The 17,109-nt window shown below is 63.2% G+C and carries 14 protein-coding genes; 11 read left to right on the forward strand and 3 right to left on the reverse strand.

Annotated features, from left to right (window positions below):
* Positions 1 to 9 precede the first annotated feature (9 nt).
* From QOL62_RS16500 to QOL62_RS16540, 9 genes are all read left to right on the forward strand, one after another.
* A complete protein-coding gene (locus QOL62_RS16500; RefSeq protein WP_257542404.1) occupies positions 10 to 1,590 on the forward strand; it encodes a bifunctional protein tyrosine phosphatase family protein/NAD(P)/FAD-dependent oxidoreductase in 1,581 nt (526 codons plus the stop codon).
* A complete protein-coding gene (locus QOL62_RS16505; RefSeq protein WP_257542401.1) occupies positions 1,587 to 2,378 on the forward strand; it encodes a sulfite exporter TauE/SafE family protein in 792 nt (263 codons plus the stop codon). The genes QOL62_RS16500 and QOL62_RS16505 overlap by 4 nt, the downstream gene beginning before the upstream one ends.
* 63 nt (positions 2,379 to 2,441) lie before the next feature.
* A complete protein-coding gene (locus tag QOL62_RS16510) occupies positions 2,442 to 3,848 on the forward strand; it encodes a cytochrome ubiquinol oxidase subunit I (RefSeq protein ID WP_257542399.1) in 1,407 nt (468 codons plus the stop codon).
* Entirely contained in the window at positions 3,845 to 4,858 is a 1,014-nt protein-coding gene (gene cydB / locus QOL62_RS16515; RefSeq protein WP_257542397.1) for a cytochrome d ubiquinol oxidase subunit II, read from the forward strand. The genes QOL62_RS16510 and cydB overlap by 4 nt, the downstream gene beginning before the upstream one ends.
* The gene (locus QOL62_RS16520; protein WP_257542395.1) at positions 4,839 to 4,973 is read left to right on the forward strand and encodes a DUF2474 domain-containing protein; all 135 of its coding nucleotides are present in this window, start codon (positions 4,839 to 4,841) and stop codon (positions 4,971 to 4,973) included. The genes cydB and QOL62_RS16520 overlap by 20 nt, the downstream gene beginning before the upstream one ends.
* A gap of 102 nt (positions 4,974 to 5,075) precedes the next feature.
* Positions 5,076 to 5,597 carry a DsrE family protein gene (locus QOL62_RS16525; protein WP_283407013.1) on the forward strand — a complete coding sequence of 174 codons (522 nt, stop codon included), beginning with the start codon at positions 5,076 to 5,078 and terminating at the stop codon, positions 5,595 to 5,597.
* Between the two features lie 197 nt (positions 5,598 to 5,794).
* Positions 5,795 to 8,071, forward strand: a complete 2,277-nt coding sequence (locus QOL62_RS16530) for a TonB-dependent receptor (RefSeq protein ID WP_257542391.1) — start codon at positions 5,795 to 5,797, stop codon at positions 8,069 to 8,071.
* Positions 8,072 to 8,310: 239 nt separating this feature from the next.
* Positions 8,311 to 10,419, forward strand: coding sequence for a protein-disulfide reductase DsbD family protein (locus tag QOL62_RS16535; protein WP_283407014.1), 2,109 nt, complete (start codon positions 8,311 to 8,313; stop codon positions 10,417 to 10,419).
* A 15-nt stretch (positions 10,420 to 10,434) separates the two neighbouring features.
* On the forward strand, positions 10,435 to 11,616 hold the full coding sequence (locus QOL62_RS16540; RefSeq protein WP_257542387.1) for a bifunctional alpha/beta hydrolase/OsmC family protein: 1,182 nt from the start codon (positions 10,435 to 10,437) through the stop codon (positions 11,614 to 11,616).
* Between the two features lie 9 nt (positions 11,617 to 11,625).
* On the opposite strand, the gene cueR is transcribed toward QOL62_RS16540, so the two are convergent.
* Both cueR and QOL62_RS16550 read right to left on the reverse strand, forming a co-directional pair.
* Complete coding sequence (gene cueR, locus QOL62_RS16545; RefSeq protein ID WP_257542385.1) at positions 11,626 to 12,078, reverse strand: Cu(I)-responsive transcriptional regulator; 453 nt, start codon at positions 12,076 to 12,078, stop codon at positions 11,626 to 11,628.
* The gene (locus QOL62_RS16550) at positions 12,075 to 14,579 is read right to left on the reverse strand and encodes a heavy metal translocating P-type ATPase (RefSeq protein ID WP_257542383.1); all 2,505 of its coding nucleotides are present in this window, start codon (positions 14,577 to 14,579) and stop codon (positions 12,075 to 12,077) included. The genes cueR and QOL62_RS16550 overlap by 4 nt, the downstream gene beginning before the upstream one ends.
* Before the next feature lie 157 nt (positions 14,580 to 14,736).
* On the opposite strand from QOL62_RS16550, the gene QOL62_RS16555 reads away from it, so the two are divergent.
* Complete coding sequence (locus tag QOL62_RS16555; protein ID WP_257542381.1) at positions 14,737 to 14,931, forward strand: heavy-metal-associated domain-containing protein; 195 nt, start codon at positions 14,737 to 14,739, stop codon at positions 14,929 to 14,931.
* Between the two features lie 120 nt (positions 14,932 to 15,051).
* Positions 15,052 to 16,029: an SLAC1 anion channel family protein gene (locus tag QOL62_RS16560; protein WP_257542378.1), complete on the forward strand. Its 978-nt coding sequence runs from the start codon at positions 15,052 to 15,054 to the stop codon at positions 16,027 to 16,029.
* Between the two features lie 249 nt (positions 16,030 to 16,278).
* Here QOL62_RS16560 and QOL62_RS16565 read toward each other — a convergent pair whose 3' ends face one another.
* The gene (locus tag QOL62_RS16565) at positions 16,279 to 17,094 is read right to left on the reverse strand and encodes an AraC family transcriptional regulator (protein WP_283407015.1); all 816 of its coding nucleotides are present in this window, start codon (positions 17,092 to 17,094) and stop codon (positions 16,279 to 16,281) included.
* Positions 17,095 to 17,109: the final 15 nt, after the last annotated feature.

Below are 17,109 nucleotides of genomic sequence, written 5' to 3' on the forward strand. Positions count from 1 at the left end.
GGAATCCTCATGGAAACGATCACCCCCATCGCCCCCGATTTCTCGGTATCGCCGCAAGTCAGACCGGAGGACATGCCCGCAATCGTAGCGGCCGGGTTCCGCTCGGTGCTGTGCAATCGCCCGGACGGCGAGGAGCCGGGACAACCCGATGCCGCCGCGCTCGGACATGCGGCGCTGGAGCAAGGCTTGGCCTTCATGCATGTGCCGGTCGCCAGTCCCGACATCGCCCCTGCCGATGCCCAGGCGATGCGGGCCGCGCTGGACCGCCTCCCCAAGCCCGTGCTGGCCTTCTGCCGATCGGGCGCGCGCTCGACCGCGTTGCACAACGCGGCCATGGCATTGAACGACAATAGCGCGGCGACCTATGACGTGGTGATCGTCGGTGGCGGAAGCGCGGGCATCGCTTGCGCCGCCAGCCTGCTCAAGCGTCGGGGTGATCTTTCGATCGCGATCATCGAGCCGTCCGACGTGCATTATTATCAGCCGGGATGGACGCTGGTGGGCGCGGGCGTGTTCGATCCCCAGACCACGCGCCGGACCATGGGGGAGGTCATGCCCCGTAAGGCGCACTGGATCAGGCAGGCGGTGAGCGCTTTCCACCCGGACAATAGCAGCGTGGCGCTCGACGACGGAACGATGGTCGCCTACCGCGCGCTGGTCGTCGCGCCCGGCCTGAAACTCGATTGGGACGCCATTCCCGGCCTCCCCGAAACGCTCGGCCGCAACGGCGTCACCTCCAACTATCGCTACGATCTCGCGCCCTACACGCACGAGCTGGTGCGCAGCGCAGCGCCGGGCCGCGCGCTGTTTACGCAGCCGCCCATGCCGATCAAATGCGCGGGGGCGCCGCAGAAGGCCATGTATCTCTCCTGCCACGAATGGGAGAAGCGCGGCCTGCTCGAAGGGATCGATGTCGAGTTCCACAGCGCCGGTCCAGCCCTGTTCGGGGTGGCCGATTATGTGCCTGCGCTGATGACCTATATCGAGCGCTACGGCATCGACTTCCGGCCCGGCTCGAAACTGGTCGGGGTCGATGGCGCCGCGCGGGTCGCCCGTTTCGAGCAAGGCGGCGACGGCGAAAAAACGGTTGTCGAACGGCCCTTCGACATGCTGCACGTCGTCCCGCCGCAGGTCGCGCCGGATTTCATCCGGTCCAGCCCGCTTGCCGATGAAAGCGGGTTCGTAGCAGCCGATCCTGCCACCCTGCGCCATCCGATATGGTCCAACCTGTTCGCGCTGGGGGATGTCGTCGCCACCACCAATGCCAAGACCGCCGCGGCCGCACGCAAGCAGGCGCCGGTGGTCGCGGTGAACGTCCTCGCCGCCCTGGACGGCAAACAGCCGCAGGCGGGCTATGACGGCTATGGCTCCTGCCCGCTTACCGTTGAGCGCGGGCGGATCGTGCTGGCGGAGTTCGGTTACGGGGGCAAGCTCCTGCCCAGCTTCCCGACATGGCTGATTGATGGCCGTCGGCCCTCGCGGCTCGCCTGGTTCCTCAAGGATCGGATGCTGCCGCCGATCTACTGGCACGGGATGCTCAAAGGCCGCGAATGGCTGGCCGATCCGCGCCCGATCGGACAGGTGCGGTGACACTCGAACCGCTGCAATATCTGCTCGGTATTGCCTCCGGGGCGCTGGTCGGATTCAGCCTGGGACTGGTCGGCGGCGGCGGATCGATCCTCGCCGTTCCGTTGATGGTCTATCTGGTCGGCGTGCCCAGCGCCCATGTCGCGATCGGCACCAGCGCGCTCGCGGTCGCGGCCAATGCTGCGACGGGCCTCGCCAATCATGCCTATGCGCATAATGTCAAATGGCGCTGCGGGGGCATGTTCGCGGCTGCGGGCATTGTCGGCGCGCTGGGTGGCTCGACCTTTGGCAAGATGGTCGACGGCGACCGGCTGCTGTTCCTGTTCGCGCTGGTCATGCTGCTGGTCGGCGCGTTGATGCTCAAGGGGCGCGGCAATCCCGGCAATCCCGGCGCGGAATGCAACAGGGAAAAGGCGCCCAAGGTTCTCGGCTACGGCCTCGGTTCCGGTCTGTTCTCCGGCTTTTTCGGCATAGGCGGCGGCTTCCTGATCGTGCCCGGCCTCGTCGCCTCCACGGGCATGCCGATCCTGCTCGCGGTCGGCACATCACTGGTCGCCGTGACCGCCTTCGGCCTGACTACCGCTGCGAATTATGCCTTTTCAGGTCTTATCGATTGGCCGCTGGCGATCCTGTTCATCATCGGCGGCGCGTTTGGCAGTCTGGCGGGCACCCGGCTCGCGCGGCGTCTCGGCGCGGAAACCGGGCGGCTGACGCTGGTTTTCGCAATACTGATCTTCGCCGTCGCCGCCTACATGCTCTGGCGCAGCGCCGGTGCCTTCATGGGGGCGTGAGGCAGTATGTCCACTATCAAAGCCGTTCGCCTCTCCTAGAGCGGGCACCGAAAGGACATAGAAATGTTCGAATCGTTCGACGCGCTATTCCTCGCCCGCGCGCAATTTGCCTTTACGGTGAGCTTTCATTTCATCTTTCCGGCCTTCTCGATCGGGCTGGCGAGCTTCCTTATGGTGCTCGAAGCCCTGTGGCTCAAGACCGGCAAGGGCGTCTATGCCAACCTCTACCGCTATTGGCTGAAGATCTTCGCGATCGCCTTCGCCATGGGCGTCGTTTCCGGCATCGTCATGTCCTACCAGTTCGGCACCAACTGGTCGGTTTTCTCGGATAAGGCCGGTCCCGTCATCGGGCCGCTGATGGCCTATGAAGTGCTGACCGCTTTCTTCCTCGAAGCGGGCTTTCTCGGCGTCATGCTGTTCGGGATCAACAAGGTGGGGCCTCGGCTCCACTTCGCCGCGACCTGCATGGTGGCGCTGGGCACCTTCATTTCCGCCTTCTGGATTTTGTCGGTCAATAGCTGGATGCAGACGCCTACCGGCTATGAGATAGGCGCGAACGGGCAATTCCTGCCGGGGCCAAGCTGGGCGGCCATCATCTTCAACCCCAGCTTCCCCTACCGCCTCGTCCATACCGTCATCGCCGCCTACCTCACGACCGCCTTCGTGGTCGGCGCGGTCGGCGCCTGGCATCTGCTGCGCGATCGGGCCAATCCCGGCGCGCGCAAGATGTTCTCCATGGCGATGTGGATGGCTGCGCTGGTCGCGCCGGTGCAGATCTTCGCCGGCGACATGCACGGCCTCAACACGCTCGAACATCAACCCGCCAAGGTCATGGCCATGGAGGGGCATTATCAAAGCCACCCCGACGGCGCGCCACTGATCCTGTTCGGGATTCCCAACAGCGCGGAAAAGCGCGTCGATTATGCCGTCGAGATTCCGAAGGCATCTTCGCTCATCCTCAAGCATGATGCGGACGCGCCACTGGCGGGGCTCGATACCATAGCGGAGGATCGGCATCCTCCCGTTGGCACCGTATTCTGGGCTTTCCGGATCATGGTCGGCATAGGCTTCGGCATGCTGGGTCTGGGCCTGTGGAGTCTGGCCGCCCGCGCGCGCCGCAAACTCTATGATTGGTCCTGGCTGCATCGGGCCGCTATCGTGATGGGGCCTTCGGGTTTCATCGCCGTGATCGCCGGGTGGGTGACAACGGAAGTGGGGCGCCAGCCCTGGACGATCTATGGCTTGCTTCGGACCGCGGATTCAGCGGCCCCGCTTGACGCCCCCGCCGTGGCGGCCTCGCTTCTAGCCTTCATCGTTGTTTATTTCGCCGTATTCGGGGCTGGCACCTTCTACATCCTCAAGCTGATGGACAAGCCGCCCGAACCTCATGAAGAGGCCGTTCCAACGCACGGCCCGGTGCGGACCGCCGGGATCACGCCCGCCCCCGCGATCGAGGGAGGCCAGCCATGATCGACCTTACGATCATCTGGGCGGGCATCATCGCGTTCGCCGTCGCCGCCTATGTCGTGATGGACGGCTTCGATCTTGGTATCGGCATCCTCTTTCCTCGCTTTCCAGTCGGCCGCGATCGCGACATGGCGATGAACAGCATCGCGCCGGTGTGGGACGGCAACGAAACATGGCTGGTGCTCGGCGGCGGCGGTCTGATGGCAGCTTTCCCGCTCGCCTATGCGATCGTGCTGCCCGCGCTCTACGCGCCGCTGATGGCGATGCTGCTCGGTCTGGTCTTTCGCGGCGTTGCGTTCGAGTTTCGCTGGCGCGATCCCGGCCATCGCCGTTTCTGGGATTTCGCCTTCTGCGGCGGCTCGATCGTCGCCACGCTGGCGCAGGGCATCACGCTCGGCGCGCTGCTGCAAGGCATCACGATCGAGGGACGCGCCTATGCCGGTGGCTGGTGGGAATGGTTGACACCTTTCTCGCTGCTGACCGGCCTCAGCCTGCTCATCGGCTATGCCCTGCTTGGCGCGGGCTGGCTGATCTGGAAGGCGGAAGGTGCGCTACAGGCACAGGCCCGCCGCATGGCGCGATGGCTCCTGCCCGCGATGCTTGTCGCCATCGGCCTCGTCAGCGTATCGACGCCGTTCCTCGAAGCGCAATATTATCAGCGCTGGTTCGAATGGCCGGGCGTGCTGGCGAGCGCCCAGATGCCGCTCCTGGTGGCGATCGTAGGCTTTCTGGCGTGGCGTGCGATCCGCAATATTGGGCAGAAAGGGGGACGGGACTGGATGCCCTTCTTCCTGATCCTGCTATTGTTCGGGCTGTCGATGATCGGACTGGCCATCTCGATCTGGCCTGATGTCATTCCGGGCCGTGTCTCGATCTGGGAAGCCGCCGCGCCCGAACGCAGCCAGATATTCATGCTGATCGGGGCGGGCGTGCTGGTGCCGGTGATCCTCGGCTACACGATCTGGGCCTATTGGGTATTCCGGGGGAAAGTCGATGAAGCTGGATATCATTGACTTGGCCGCGCCCGGCGCTCTCTGGAAACGCCTCGCATGGTTCGCCGCGATCTGGGTAATGAGCGTGGCGGCGCTCGGCGCCGTGGCCTATGGCATCCGTCTGGTCATATCGTGACAGAGCCGAAAGATGCACCCGTCATTCCAATGATTACGAGAGGAGACATATATGCAGTCGAGCACGGCCCGCGCGCGGGCATTTCCTTGGAAACGAGCCGGGATGGGACTGGCATTCGCGCTGGCGGTGCCCGGTAGCGCGATGGCACAGGATGCAAGCCACCCCGTCATCCCCGGCTATGGCGCAATCATGCCAGCGCACGACGTCGCCAGCATGCCAGACCCGTCGCTCCGCTATCACGTCGCCTTTGAAGTCACGCGCACCGGAACCGACGACGCGCAGATCAACCCCGCTCTCGATCGGGTTGCGCGCTTCGTGAATCTGCTCGGCGCTTCCGGTGTCCGTCCCGCGCCGGGTGACATCGTGGTCGTCATTCACGGCCCCGCGACCCCGGCCATCCTGAACGATGCCGGGTATCAGGCGCGGTTCCACCGGGCCAACCCGAACACGCGGCTGATCGAGGAGCTGCAACGCGCGGGCGTCGCCATTCATGTATGCAGCTACGCCCTCGCCAATCAGAAGATCGAGCGGAATGCTGTGGCCAAGGACGTAATCATCGACCTTGCGGCCATGGTCACGCTGGCCAACCTGCAATTGAAGGGTTGGGCGGTCATCCCCGGATAGCAGCGGCCGTCCCCGGACGGGCATCGCCAGGCGGGATCATATCTGGCGTGGAGAGATCGCTGCAGACGGTCTTAAGCTTGCCCTATGTTCCCCCAGCGATGTGAGAAGGCTCATGTTAAATAGAACTTCTCCGTTCGCTGTTGACGATACAATATATCGTATCCTAATCGATCAGGCCGGCAAGGGGATCAAATTTCATGAATCACACATCTGCAAATCAGTTCAAATCGAAAATCAGCCTTCTCTCCATGGCCTCCGTGATGGTTTTCCCTGCCGCCGCGATGGCACAGGTGGCTCCGGGCGAAAGTGAAGAAACGGAACGCAACCGGAGGGGAGAGATCGTCGTTACCGCGCGTTCGCTCAGTTCGCCGGACATGCCGACCGCAACACCCGTGCAGGTTCTATCGGGTGACGAACTCGCACATCGTAGACAAGGTGGCCTGGGCGAAACGCTGGCGGGGCTTCCCGGCGTCCATCTCGACAATTTCGGGGGTGGCGCCTCGCGTCCGGTCATCCGTGGCCAAACCGTGCCGCGCATCGAAATCCTGTCGGACGGCGCGAACCTGTTCGACGTTTCATCTGTTTCGCCAGACCATGCCATCACCACCGATCCGCTGCTGCTCGATGGCATCGAAGTCCTGCGCGGCCCGGCTGCCGCACGTTATGGCGGCAATGCCATGAACGGCGCGATCAACCTCATTGACAGCAAAGTGCCAAAGACACTGCCGGAAGGCGGCTTTTCCGGCGCAACCGAAGTGCGCTTCGGCACGGGCGACGAAGAAAAAACGCTGGTTGGCCGGGTGACGGCAGGCGTTGGTCCTTTCGCTGTTCACGCCGAAGGTTCGCGCCGTCGCAGCGAGAACTATAATGTCTCCAAAGCATTCGGCAGCGGTGAACTCAGGGACAGCTTCGCCGATAGTTCGAGCTACAGCTTCGGCGCGTCCTGGATCACGTCCAAGGGCTATATCGGCGCGGCCTATACAAGGCAGGACAGCGAATATGGTCTGCCCGGCCATTCGCACATAAACGGCGTTTGCCATACTCATGGCACCGATCTTCATTGTGCCGCCCATGACGAGTTTGACGATCCGTTCGGTTCATCGGACAACCATACGGCCTACATCAAGCTGCGCAGCGAACGCGTTGACGTCCGCGGCGACTATGACGACCTGCTGCCGGGACTGGCCCATGCCCGGGTGCGTCTCTCCTACACCGATTACAAGCATGACGAGATCGACGGTCCGGCACTGTTCTCGCAATATTCTAACAAGGTTTATGATGCGCGCGTTGAACTGACGCATGCGCCATTGCTCGGCTTCACCGGCACGCTGGGCGCGCAATATACGCACGGCACCTTCAACGGCATCAACAAGAACGATGTCCACAAGGGGCTTCCGACCTCGACCGCGGGTTTCCTCCAGATCCCGCCGGACTATGTTACCGAGAGTATCGGCGTGTTCCTGAGCGAGAGACGTTCGTTCGGGGCCATCGATGTGGAGATCGCCGCGCGCAAGGACTGGCGCGACACGGACATTCCCTTCACGCCCTGGGTTATCTCCTCGCCACTGCTCCAAAGCGTTATCGACGCCTTCGAGGCGAGAAATGGCGCGGGTTCTTTCAGGAGAAGGGCGGAAGAGGGATATCGCACCGTCAATCCGCTCTCGAAGCATAATCCGTTTTCTGCGTCACTGGCGATGACCTGGCGGATCGGCGATGGCTATTCGGCGGCGCTCTCGCTTGCTCGCACCCAGCGGGCGCCGAATGTTCGTGAGCTTTACGCTTATGGGAATAATCTCGCTACGAACAGCTATGAGGTAGGCCTTTCGCAAACGCGTCGCGCGTCCTCACAATTCCCTCTTTCGACGACGGACGTTATGGAGACGGCGAAAGCGGTCAACCTCACTTTGCGGAAGACGGGTGGGCCACTCGAATTCGAGGTTGGGCTGTTTTATCAGGATATCGAGGACTATATCTTTGCGCGCCATATCGAAACCGAGATCGAGACGGGCGTTCCACACCATTATCTGATCTACACGGCGGCAGATGCCAAGTTTACTGGGATCGACGGGCAGATCAGCTATCGCTTCACGCCGGAATCGCGCGTGATTGTCTTCGGCGATTATGTGCGCGCCAGCAGGATCAAAAGCCTCGACGACAATGTGCCCCGCATGTCACCTGCACGACTTGGTGCGCGCTATGAAGGCAATTGGGGGCCGCTCTCTGCGGACGTCGAATATTCCCGCACCTTTGGTCAAAGCCGGATAGCGTCCTATGAAACCAAGACCGACGGTTACAACATGGTCAGTGCGACGCTCGCCTATCGGTTCGATGTGGGCTTGGGTAAGTCGGTCGAGTTCTATGCACGGGGAACCAATCTCACAAACGAATTGGCCTTTTCGCACACATCATTCGTGAAAAATCAATCGCCGCTACGTGGTCGAAATCTCGTATTCGGGATGCGGCACCAATTTTGACGTCCAGGGGATCGTGACGGCTACCAGTCACGGTCCCTGAACTTTTCGCTTGCTTTCACCCGCTTCTGTTCTTTGCCATTTGGCGTCACTGCCGATATTGGCATGGTCGTGGAACCAGCCCTTTACCTAAGCCTGTCTTAAGCTTGGCGGCCGACAGTCAGGCCATGATGCGGAATTTTCGGTTCACACCTACGGTAGCGCTTTTCCAGCCTCTTTTTTGGATCACGCTGCGCGCCATCGTGCTCCTATGGCCCGGACTCGCGGCCACCGCAGCGCTGGCGCAAATGCCGCAGCATGTCCAGGCATCGATCGTCGCCAAAAGCGAAGCCCCCCGTCCCGGCACCAACACACGCATCGCGATCCGCATGACACCGGAAACGGGATGGCATGGCTATTGGATCAATCCGGGGGACAGCGGCGTTCCGGTCGAAGCCGAATGGCATCTGCCGGACGGCGTTCGCGCCGGGGCGCTCGAACAGCCCTCCCCCACTCTGCTCGAACTGGGCGGCCTCGCCAGCTACGTCCATGAAGGTGCGTTCACGCTGCTCGCGGATCTCGCCATCGACCGCTCTGTGGCGCCCGGAACAGCCCTCCCCGTCAAGGTCGATCTGACATGGCTGGCCTGCTCCGACAGTCTTTGCGTGCCGGAACGAACCACGCTTCAGCTTACCCTCCGGGCTGGCGATGGCGCCGTCGATCGGAGCCGCCAGTCGCTATTCTCGGCGGCCGAAGCTGCCTTGCCATCGTCGGGGCGCGCGCAAGGGCGTCTGGAGGCGGCCGACGGGCGCTGGTCGTTCGTCGTTTCCGGGGCGCAGGGCTTGAATGTTGGCCGAACCTATCTCTTCCCGATGGAAGATGGCTGGTTCGAGGCCAGCGCGAAACAGCAGGCAACCCGTGCAGCGGACGGAACAATCCGGATCGAGGTCGCCGCGCCCGGTCCTGCCCCTTCCCCGCGCTTCGCCGGCGTCATATCGGACGGACGGCAAAGTTTCATGCTCACTGGTTTGAAGCCCGACAAGGCGGTCGCTCCGGTTTCTGAACCCGCGACCGCCGAAGAAGCGACCGCCTCCGAAATTCCCGATCCGGCGACGGGCCGCGAGGCAAATGGCAGCGCGCCGAAGGCCACCCCGCCTTCGACGGGCGATGTCCCCGCGCTGAAAATCGCGCTCATAGGCGCGCTGCTGGGCGGTCTGCTGCTCAATCTCATGCCCTGCGTCTTTCCGATCCTCTCGCTGAAGGCGTTGAGTCTGACGCGGGCCGGTGTCGATCGGCGTGCCGCAAGACTCGAAGGCGTTGCCTATTTCGCGGGGAGCGTCGCGACGACACTGTTGCTCGGCGCAATACTGATCGGCGCGCGTGCGCTGGGCCATGATATTGGCTGGTCCTTTCAGCTTCAGAATCCGCACATCATTCTTTTGCTGATGCTGCTGTCGCTGGCGATCGCGCTCAATCTGGCCGGACTGTTTGAAATGACGGGCGTTTCGGTGGCCAATCGCGTCATGGGCAAGCCGGGATGGTCGGGGGCCTTCGGGACGGGCGCTCTCGCCGCGCTCGTCGCAACTCCGTGCAGCGGCCCCTTCATGGGCGTAGCGCTGGGTGCTGCCCTCGTCCTGCCGCCGCCCGCGGCCCTGGCCGTCTTTGCCGGGCTGGGCATCGGCATGGCCCTGCCCTTCTTGCTGCTGGCCTTCGTGCCAGCGCTGCAACGGCTTTTGCCCAAGCCGGGGGCGTGGATGGAAACATTCCGGCGCCTGCTGGCGATCCCAATGCTGTTGACCGCGATCGGCCTGGCATGGGTGCTCGGACGGCAAAGCGGCGTCGACGGCCTGTCTCTCGGCCTGCTCATCGCCACGCTCGGCGCGCTCGGCCTCTGGTGGATCGGTCATCGTCAAAGTCGAGGAAGGAGGGCAGGCACGGCGGCGCTGCCCATCATGGCGGCGCTGCTATTGGCGATAGCGATCGATCTGCCGCGTCCCGTCGAGGCAACGCCGATCGCCAGCACCGGCAAGACGGAGCCTTTCAGCGAAACGCGGCTCGCTGAGCTACAGGCGGCCGGGCAGCCGGTGTTCGTCGACATGACCGCCGACTGGTGCCTCGTCTGCCAGGTCAACAAGCGGGTCGCCATCGATCGCCCCGATACGCACGCGGCGTTCGACAAGGAGGGCGTCGTCACGCTGGTCGGCGACTGGACGAACGGCGATCCTGCGATCACGCGGTTCCTCGCTTCGCGCGGCCGCAATTCGATCCCCTATTATCTCTTTGTAACCCCTTCGGGCGAGACGCGGGAATTGCCGCAAATCCTCACAAGCGAGCTGCTGATCGAGCAAGCCGCATCGGGTAAGCCATCATAGGGAAAGCAGGAATCCATGGCTCAACAGATGTTCGATTTCGAGGGCGCTTCGGGACGTCGGCTCTCCGGTCGCCTCGAAAGCCCCCAAGCCACGCCGCGCGGATGGGCTATTTTCGCCCATTGCTTCACTTGCGGGAAGGACAGCCTGGCGGCGGTGCGGATATCACGCGCCCTCGCACGGGCCGGGATCGGCGTGCTGCGGTTTGATTTTGCGGGCCTCGGCGGCAGCGGCGGCGAAACCTTTGCGGCCGACATAGATGATTTGATCGCCGCAGCCGATGCAATGACGGCGGCGGGCAAATCGCCCTCGCTGCTGATCGGTCATAGTCTGGGCGGTGCGGCCGCGCTGGCGGCCGCGAGCGAACTTGCCTCTATCGAAGCCGTCGCCACCATCGGAGCGCCCGCCGACATCGGGCATGTCCTCAGCCATTTCGACCCCGGCGAGTTGGCCCGGATCGATGCGGAAGGTGTTGGGGAGATTGAATTGGCCGGACGGCACTTCCTGCTTCGCCGCAGCTTCATCGACGACATACGGCAGCAAGATCTTCTGAGCTATGTGCGCGATCTCAAACGACCCCTGCTGGTCCTGCACGCGCCCAGCGATCCGATCGTGGGTATCGACAACGCCTCCGAGATATTCCAGCACGCGAAGCACCCCAAGAGTTTCGTGTCGCTCGATACGGCGGATCATCTCCTGACCAACCGCACCGACGCCGAATATGCGGCGGCCGTCATCGCCGCCTGGGCCTCGCGCTATCTGCCGCCGCTGGAGGAGGATCTACCCGATCTCTCGCGCGGGGACGGCGTAACGGCGCTCGAAACCGGCAATGGGAAATTCCAGCTCGCGATGCAGGCAGGCCCGCATCACTTCCTCGCTGATGAGCCGGTATCGGTCGGAGGGTTGGCCAGCGGCTTGTCGCCCTATGAGCTGGTGTCTGCCGGACTGGCGGCCTGCACGGTCATGACGATGCGCATGTATGCCGAACGCAAAGGGCTTCCGCTCGATCGGGCGGGTATCACCGTGCGCTATTCGAAGCGGCCGGAAGATTCACCGGCAGACTTTTTCGAGCGGATTATCACGCTCGAAGGTCCGCTGGACGCGGCCCAACGGGACAAGCTCATGTCGATCGCCGATCGCTGCCCGGTCGATCTTACGCTTGTTCGGGGATCGGAGATATCGACCCGGCTTGCGGAATGAAGCCGGTATTCACGGACGATGCCGGAGACGTCCGGTTTTCGACGTGAAGGGGCCGGACGCGCTCGCACCGTCCCCCGGCTCCTCAAGATCGGCCAGTATCGGGCAATCGGGGCGGTCATCGCCCGCGCAGCAATCCGCCAGCGTTCCAAGCGTCGCCGCCATCTGCTCAAGGCTGTCGATCCGCTCGCGAAGCTGGGCGATATGCGCCTGCGCGATGCGCTTCACGTCCGCGCTCTGCCGGGACTTGTCGCGCCACAGGCTCAACAGTTCGTTTATCTCTGCAACGGCAAAGCCAAGATCGCGCGCGCGCCGGATGAAGCGGAGCATATGCACATCCGCCGGCGAATAGTCGCGATAGCCGGAATCCCGGCGATCCGCCTTCGGGATCAGGCCGGTTTGCTCATAATAGCGGATCATCTTGGCCGAAACGCCCGATGTCTTCGCTGCCTCTCCGATATTCATGCTGCTTTTCCTGCCGTAAGCTGAGGGGGATTAAAACCGCGCAAGCGCAGCGCATTGCCCAGGACGAACACGCTCGACATCGCCATCGCGCCCGCGGCGAAGATCGGCGACAAGAGGATACCCCAGGCGGGATAGAGCGCCCCGGCTGCGACCGGAATGAGCGCCGCATTATAGGCGAAGGCCCAGAACAGGTTCTGGCGGATATTGCCGATCGTTGCGCGAGAGAGCGCGATCGCCGTGGCGACGCCGCCCAGATGGCCCGACATCAACACCACGTCCGCCGCCTCGATCGCGATATCCGTGCCGGTGCCCACGGCTACGCCTATATCTGCGGCGGCCAGCGCGGGCGCATCGTTGATCCCATCGCCCACGAACGCGATCCGGCCATATTCCTCCTTCAGCCTGTGGATCGCCTTCACCTTGCCATCGGGCAGGACTTCGGCAACCACTTCATCGATGCCGAGCTGGCGCGCAATCGCATCGGCCGTGAGAGCATTGTCGCCGGTAAGCATCGCAACCTTCAGGCCGAGTCCGTGAAGCGCGGCAATTGCGGCCGGCGTCGTTTCCTTGATCGGATCTGCGACCGCGACGATCGCTGCGAGCCGCCCGCCAATAGCGGCATAAAGCGGGGATTTTCCCTCTCGTCCCAGCTTCTCCGCCGTGGCGGCAAAAGCCCCGACGTCCAGCCCCAATTCGCGCATGTAGCGATCGGCGCCGACGTGGATCGGCTCGCCTTCCACATAGGCCCGCACGCCAAAGCCGGTCACGGATTCGAAGTCAGCGACAGCCGGGAGCGCGATCCCCTCCCCCAGCGCCGCTTCCACGATAGCGCGGGCAATGGGATGTTCGGACCTGTCCTCGACCGCCGCGATCCGGCCCAGCACCGCCGCGCGATCGAAGTCGGCCGTCACCTCCAGATCGGTGAGAACGGGACGCCCCTCGGTGAGCGTGCCTGTCTTGTCGAGGGCGACGACTTTCGCGTCCCTCAAAAGCTGTAGCGCCTCACCTTTGCGGAACAGGATGCCAAGCTCCGCGCCGCGCCCGGTGCCGACCATGATCGCAGTCGGCGTTGCCAGCCCCATCGCGCAGGGGCAGGCAATGATGAGCACCGCGACCGCATTCACCAGCGCGAAGGTCAGCGCCGGTGATGGCCCGAACCACAACCAGGCCCCGAAGGTCAGCGCCGCGATCGACATGACGATGGGCACGAACCACATGGTCACTTTGTCGACCAGCGCCTGTATCGGCAGCTTCGAACCTTGCGCCTGCTCGACCATGCGGATGATCTGCGCCAGCATCGTCGCATCGCCCACGGCCGTTGCCTGGAAGGTAAGCGCGCCCTTCTGGTTGACCGTGCCTCCGACCAGCATCGTGCCCGCCGTCTTGGCGACCGGGATCGGCTCGCCGGTAATCATCGACTCGTCAACGTAGCTGTGCCCCTCGGTCACTTCGCCATCGACCGGGATACGCTCCCCTGGCCGCACATCGATCTCATCGCCGGTGATGACGTCGTTGATGGGAATCTCGATCAGCGTTCCATTGCGGCGGACGCGAGCAATCCTCGCTTGCAGCCCTGCCAGTCGCTTGATGGCTTCCGACGTGCGCCCCTTGGCGCGGGCTTCCAGATACCGGCCCAGCAGGATCAAGGCGACGATGACGGCCGCCGCCTCATAATAGACATGCACGGTCCCGGCAGGCAGCAAGCCGGGTGCGAAGGTCGCCACCAGCGAATAGCCATAGGCGGCGAACGTGCCGATCGCGACCAGCGAGTTCATGTCGGGCGCGAGCCGCAGCAGCGCGGGCAGGCCCTTGCGATAGAAGCGGTTGCCGGGAATGGCGAGCACCAGCGTCGTAAGGACAAACTGGAGATACCAGCTCGCTTGCATTCCGACAGTGTGGGCGATCAGCTTGTGGACGCCGGGAATAAAATGCGATCCCATTTCGAGCGCGAACACCGGGAACGCCAGCACGATCGCAACGATGAGGTCACGCTTCAGTTCGCGGCGTTCGGCATCCTTGCGCTCGGTCGCCTCGTCATCACTGGCGGCGGTAGCTTCAACCGGGCGTGCGACATAGCCTGCGCCGGCGACCGCGGCGACAAGCGCCTGCCCGCTGGCCGTTCCGCGCACGCTGGCACGTTCGGTCGCCAGGTTGACGGTTGCATCGGTGACGCCGGGCACCGCTTTCAGCGCCCGCTCCACGCGGCCGACGCAGGATGCGCAGGTCATGCCGTCCACAGCCAGGTCGATGCTGTTCGAGGGCACGCGATAGCCCGCACCTTCGATCGCCTGCACCAATGTCCGTTGATCGACGCCGTCATTCGCGCGGATATCGGCGCGTTCGGTCGCCAGATTGACGCTGACGGTGTGAACGCCCTCGATCTTCCCCAGCGCGCGTTCGACCCGACCGACGCAGGATGCACAGGTCATTCCCTCGATCGGCAGGCTGATCGCCGTTTCGGGGGAATCCACCGGATTTTTCGCAATGCTCGCGGCCGCCATTATCCGAAAACCTCATCGTTCGATTGGAATTTTCCTGAAGATGGGGGTTCCAATCGTGGGAAGGTCAAGGCCGTTATTCACGCGATTTGCTTCTTGACCTTCCAACGATGGTAAGGGGCATCTGACTGTGAACCTACAGATATCAAGGAGATATTCGATGCGGTTCCATGTCCAGACGATGACTTGCGGCAATTGCGTGAAGCATGTCACCGAAGCCATCATGGCGATCGATCCGGGCGCGAAGATCGACGCGGATATTCCCGCGCGCACGATCGATGTTGCCACCTCGGCAAGCCCGGAAGCCGTCACGCAAGCGCTCGCGGCCGATGGCTATGAGGCATCCGCGATCTGATGGCGATCACGCGGATTCCGGCTGATCGCTGATCGGTCTGGACCGGAAGCGCGAGGGACGCACCACCCTCGCGTATCGCTCCAGCCCAGCGCGGCCGGTGCTGTCGGAGCAGGTCAAGCAATGAGCGCCCACACATTATCGAAAACGGCATCGGTTCCGCGACTGGCGCACCTGCCCCTCCCGCTCTTTGCCGCGCCGATGGGCTTCGGCGGCATTGGCCTTGCATGGCGAGAGGCCGCCCGCGTGCTCGGCGCGCCGAAGTTGATAGGCGAAGCCCTGTTTGCGATGACCGTGGCGCTTTGGCTGATCGTCACCGCCCTGCACATCATCCGCGCGCTGCATAGCCCGGCTTCGCTGTTGGGCGATCTGAAGCATCCCGTCCGTTCCGGGTTCACCGGCGCGATTGCCATTGGCATGATGCTGATCGCCGGTGGCGTCCTGCCCTATTCCCCGTCGATCGCCGCCGTGATCTGGTTTGGCGCGATCGGCTTGCAGGTCGCTCTCGGCATCTGGTTCCTGCGCGCGTTATTCCACACGCCCCGCGAAGCCGCGACCTTCACTCCACTGCTTCTGATGCCGCTCATCGGCAACGTCGTCGCGCCGATCGTCGGTGCAAAGCTCGGCTTCGTGGTCATATCATGGATGCTGTTCGGGATGGGGATCGCGCTGTGGGTGAGCGTGCAACCGTTGCTGTTCGGGCGCATTTTCACCGGCCCTCCCCTGCCGGAGCTGCTTCGCCCCACGGTCGTCATCTTCCTCTCGCCACCGGCAGTCAGCACCGTCGCGGTGGCCAATCTGACGGGCGGCGTCGGCCCCCTCGCCCTGGCCTTGTTCGGCTATGCGGCCATGCTCGCGATCATGTTCGCGACGATGATCCCCGAATTTCGGCGCACGCCGTTCGCGATGTCGTGGTGGGGCTGGACCTTCCCGACAGCGGCCTTCACCGTGGCCGCTCTCACGGTCGCCCGATCCTACTCTTTCCCCGGCTACCAACTGGTGCTGTGGGGCATCCTGCTTGGCGCCTCGCTGATCCTCGCCATCGTCTCTATGGCGACGCTACGCGCGGCGCTGAACGGCAATTTGCTACGGCCCGAATGAATAACGTCGTTCGGCCCAAACCGACAGCCGCTGCATAATCGGGAAAAACGCCGCGCGGCCGAAACCGCGCGGCAGTTGGAGATTCGCTCCATTGGAGCGAAGGAGTGCCCGCCACCTTGAAGTGAGAACCAAAAGGAAAGGGCAGGCCAATAGCAGATAGCAGCAGCCTCCACGATATTCTTTCGATTAGGCGCCAATTTATATAGATGAAAAGACATATCCATATAGCAGACCGAAAAGGAATTTCGGCTAGATCTGAATTTCTTCGCGCATGTAGGATCGCGGACTTGCCCCCATTTCGGTGCGAAATGCAAAGATGAAAGCGGATGGCGAACCATATCCCAGATCCATTGCGGTTCTGGTCACGTCTTCGCCCCCGCCCAAAAGCTCGATGGCCTTGAACAGCCGCATACGCCGCCGCCACGATCGCAGGCTCATGCCGATTTCCGCCTCGAAGCGGCGGCTCAATGTCCGCGAAGACATGCCCAGATCACGCCCCCAATCTTCGGCCGAACGGGGATCGGCCGGATCAGCGTAGAGCGCTTCGCACAGGCGGGCGAGCGGTTCGCTCCGCGGCCACGGCAGCTCGGCCGAAATAGGGGTCGCGCGCCGGAGCTGATCGAGGATCATGGTCGTCACCCGGTCGGCATATCCGTGGTCATCTTCCTCGCGGTGCAAGTTCGCGGCCTCTGCGATCAGGGCTTTCAGGAGCGCGCCAACAGGATAGACCGCGGGTTCCTCTGGAAGCGCGGACACGACTTCGTTGGCGATCCAAAGACTACGAAACTGAGCGCCCAGCAAGGAGCCGACGCGGTGCGTGATCCCCGCGGGAAGCCACACAGCCTGTTCGGGGGAAATGACGAACGATTGTCCGGTAATGCCGACGGCAAGCACCCCGGAGATGGCATAGACAAGCTGTCCCCAATCATGGCTGTGCTCAGGAAAATAGCTCCGCGCCGTAACGGCCTGCGCGCGCACGGTCATCGGCTCTGGCGAAGGCGCGTCGGCGGGCGCTTCGATCGACTGCCAGCCCAACATGGGCGAATATTGGCCGATATTATACATAGCATGTCGGATAAT

Source organism: Novosphingobium panipatense (assembly GCF_900182875.1).
GTDB classification, from domain to species: Bacteria; Pseudomonadota; Alphaproteobacteria; order Sphingomonadales; family Sphingomonadaceae; genus Novosphingobium; species Novosphingobium panipatense.

Bases quoted from the DNA above. Each gene is read 5' to 3' on its own strand.
- QOL62_RS16500 (WP_257542404.1), top strand. From the start codon at position 10: ATGGAAACGATCACCCCCATCGCCCCCGATTTCTCGGTATCGCCGCAA.
- QOL62_RS16510 (WP_257542399.1), top strand. From the start codon at position 2,442: ATGTTCGAATCGTTCGACGCGCTATTCCTCGCCCGCGCGCAATTTGCC.
- cydB (WP_257542397.1), top strand. From the start codon at position 3,845: ATGATCGACCTTACGATCATCTGGGCGGGCATCATCGCGTTCGCCGTC.
- QOL62_RS16520 (WP_257542395.1), top strand. From the start codon at position 4,839: ATGAAGCTGGATATCATTGACTTGGCCGCGCCCGGCGCTCTCTGGAAA.
- QOL62_RS16525 (WP_283407013.1), top strand. From the start codon at position 5,076: ATGGGACTGGCATTCGCGCTGGCGGTGCCCGGTAGCGCGATGGCACAG.
- QOL62_RS16530 (WP_257542391.1), top strand. From the start codon at position 5,795: ATGAATCACACATCTGCAAATCAGTTCAAATCGAAAATCAGCCTTCTC.
- QOL62_RS16540 (WP_257542387.1), top strand. From the start codon at position 10,435: ATGGCTCAACAGATGTTCGATTTCGAGGGCGCTTCGGGACGTCGGCTC.
- cueR (WP_257542385.1), bottom strand. From the start codon at position 12,078: ATGAATATCGGAGAGGCAGCGAAGACATCGGGCGTTTCGGCCAAGATG.
- QOL62_RS16550 (WP_257542383.1), bottom strand. From the start codon at position 14,579: ATGGCGGCCGCGAGCATTGCGAAAAATCCGGTGGATTCCCCCGAAACG.
- QOL62_RS16555 (WP_257542381.1), top strand. From the start codon at position 14,737: ATGCGGTTCCATGTCCAGACGATGACTTGCGGCAATTGCGTGAAGCAT.
- QOL62_RS16560 (WP_257542378.1), top strand. From the start codon at position 15,052: ATGAGCGCCCACACATTATCGAAAACGGCATCGGTTCCGCGACTGGCG.
- QOL62_RS16565 (WP_283407015.1), bottom strand. From the start codon at position 17,094: ATGTATAATATCGGCCAATATTCGCCCATGTTGGGCTGGCAGTCGATC.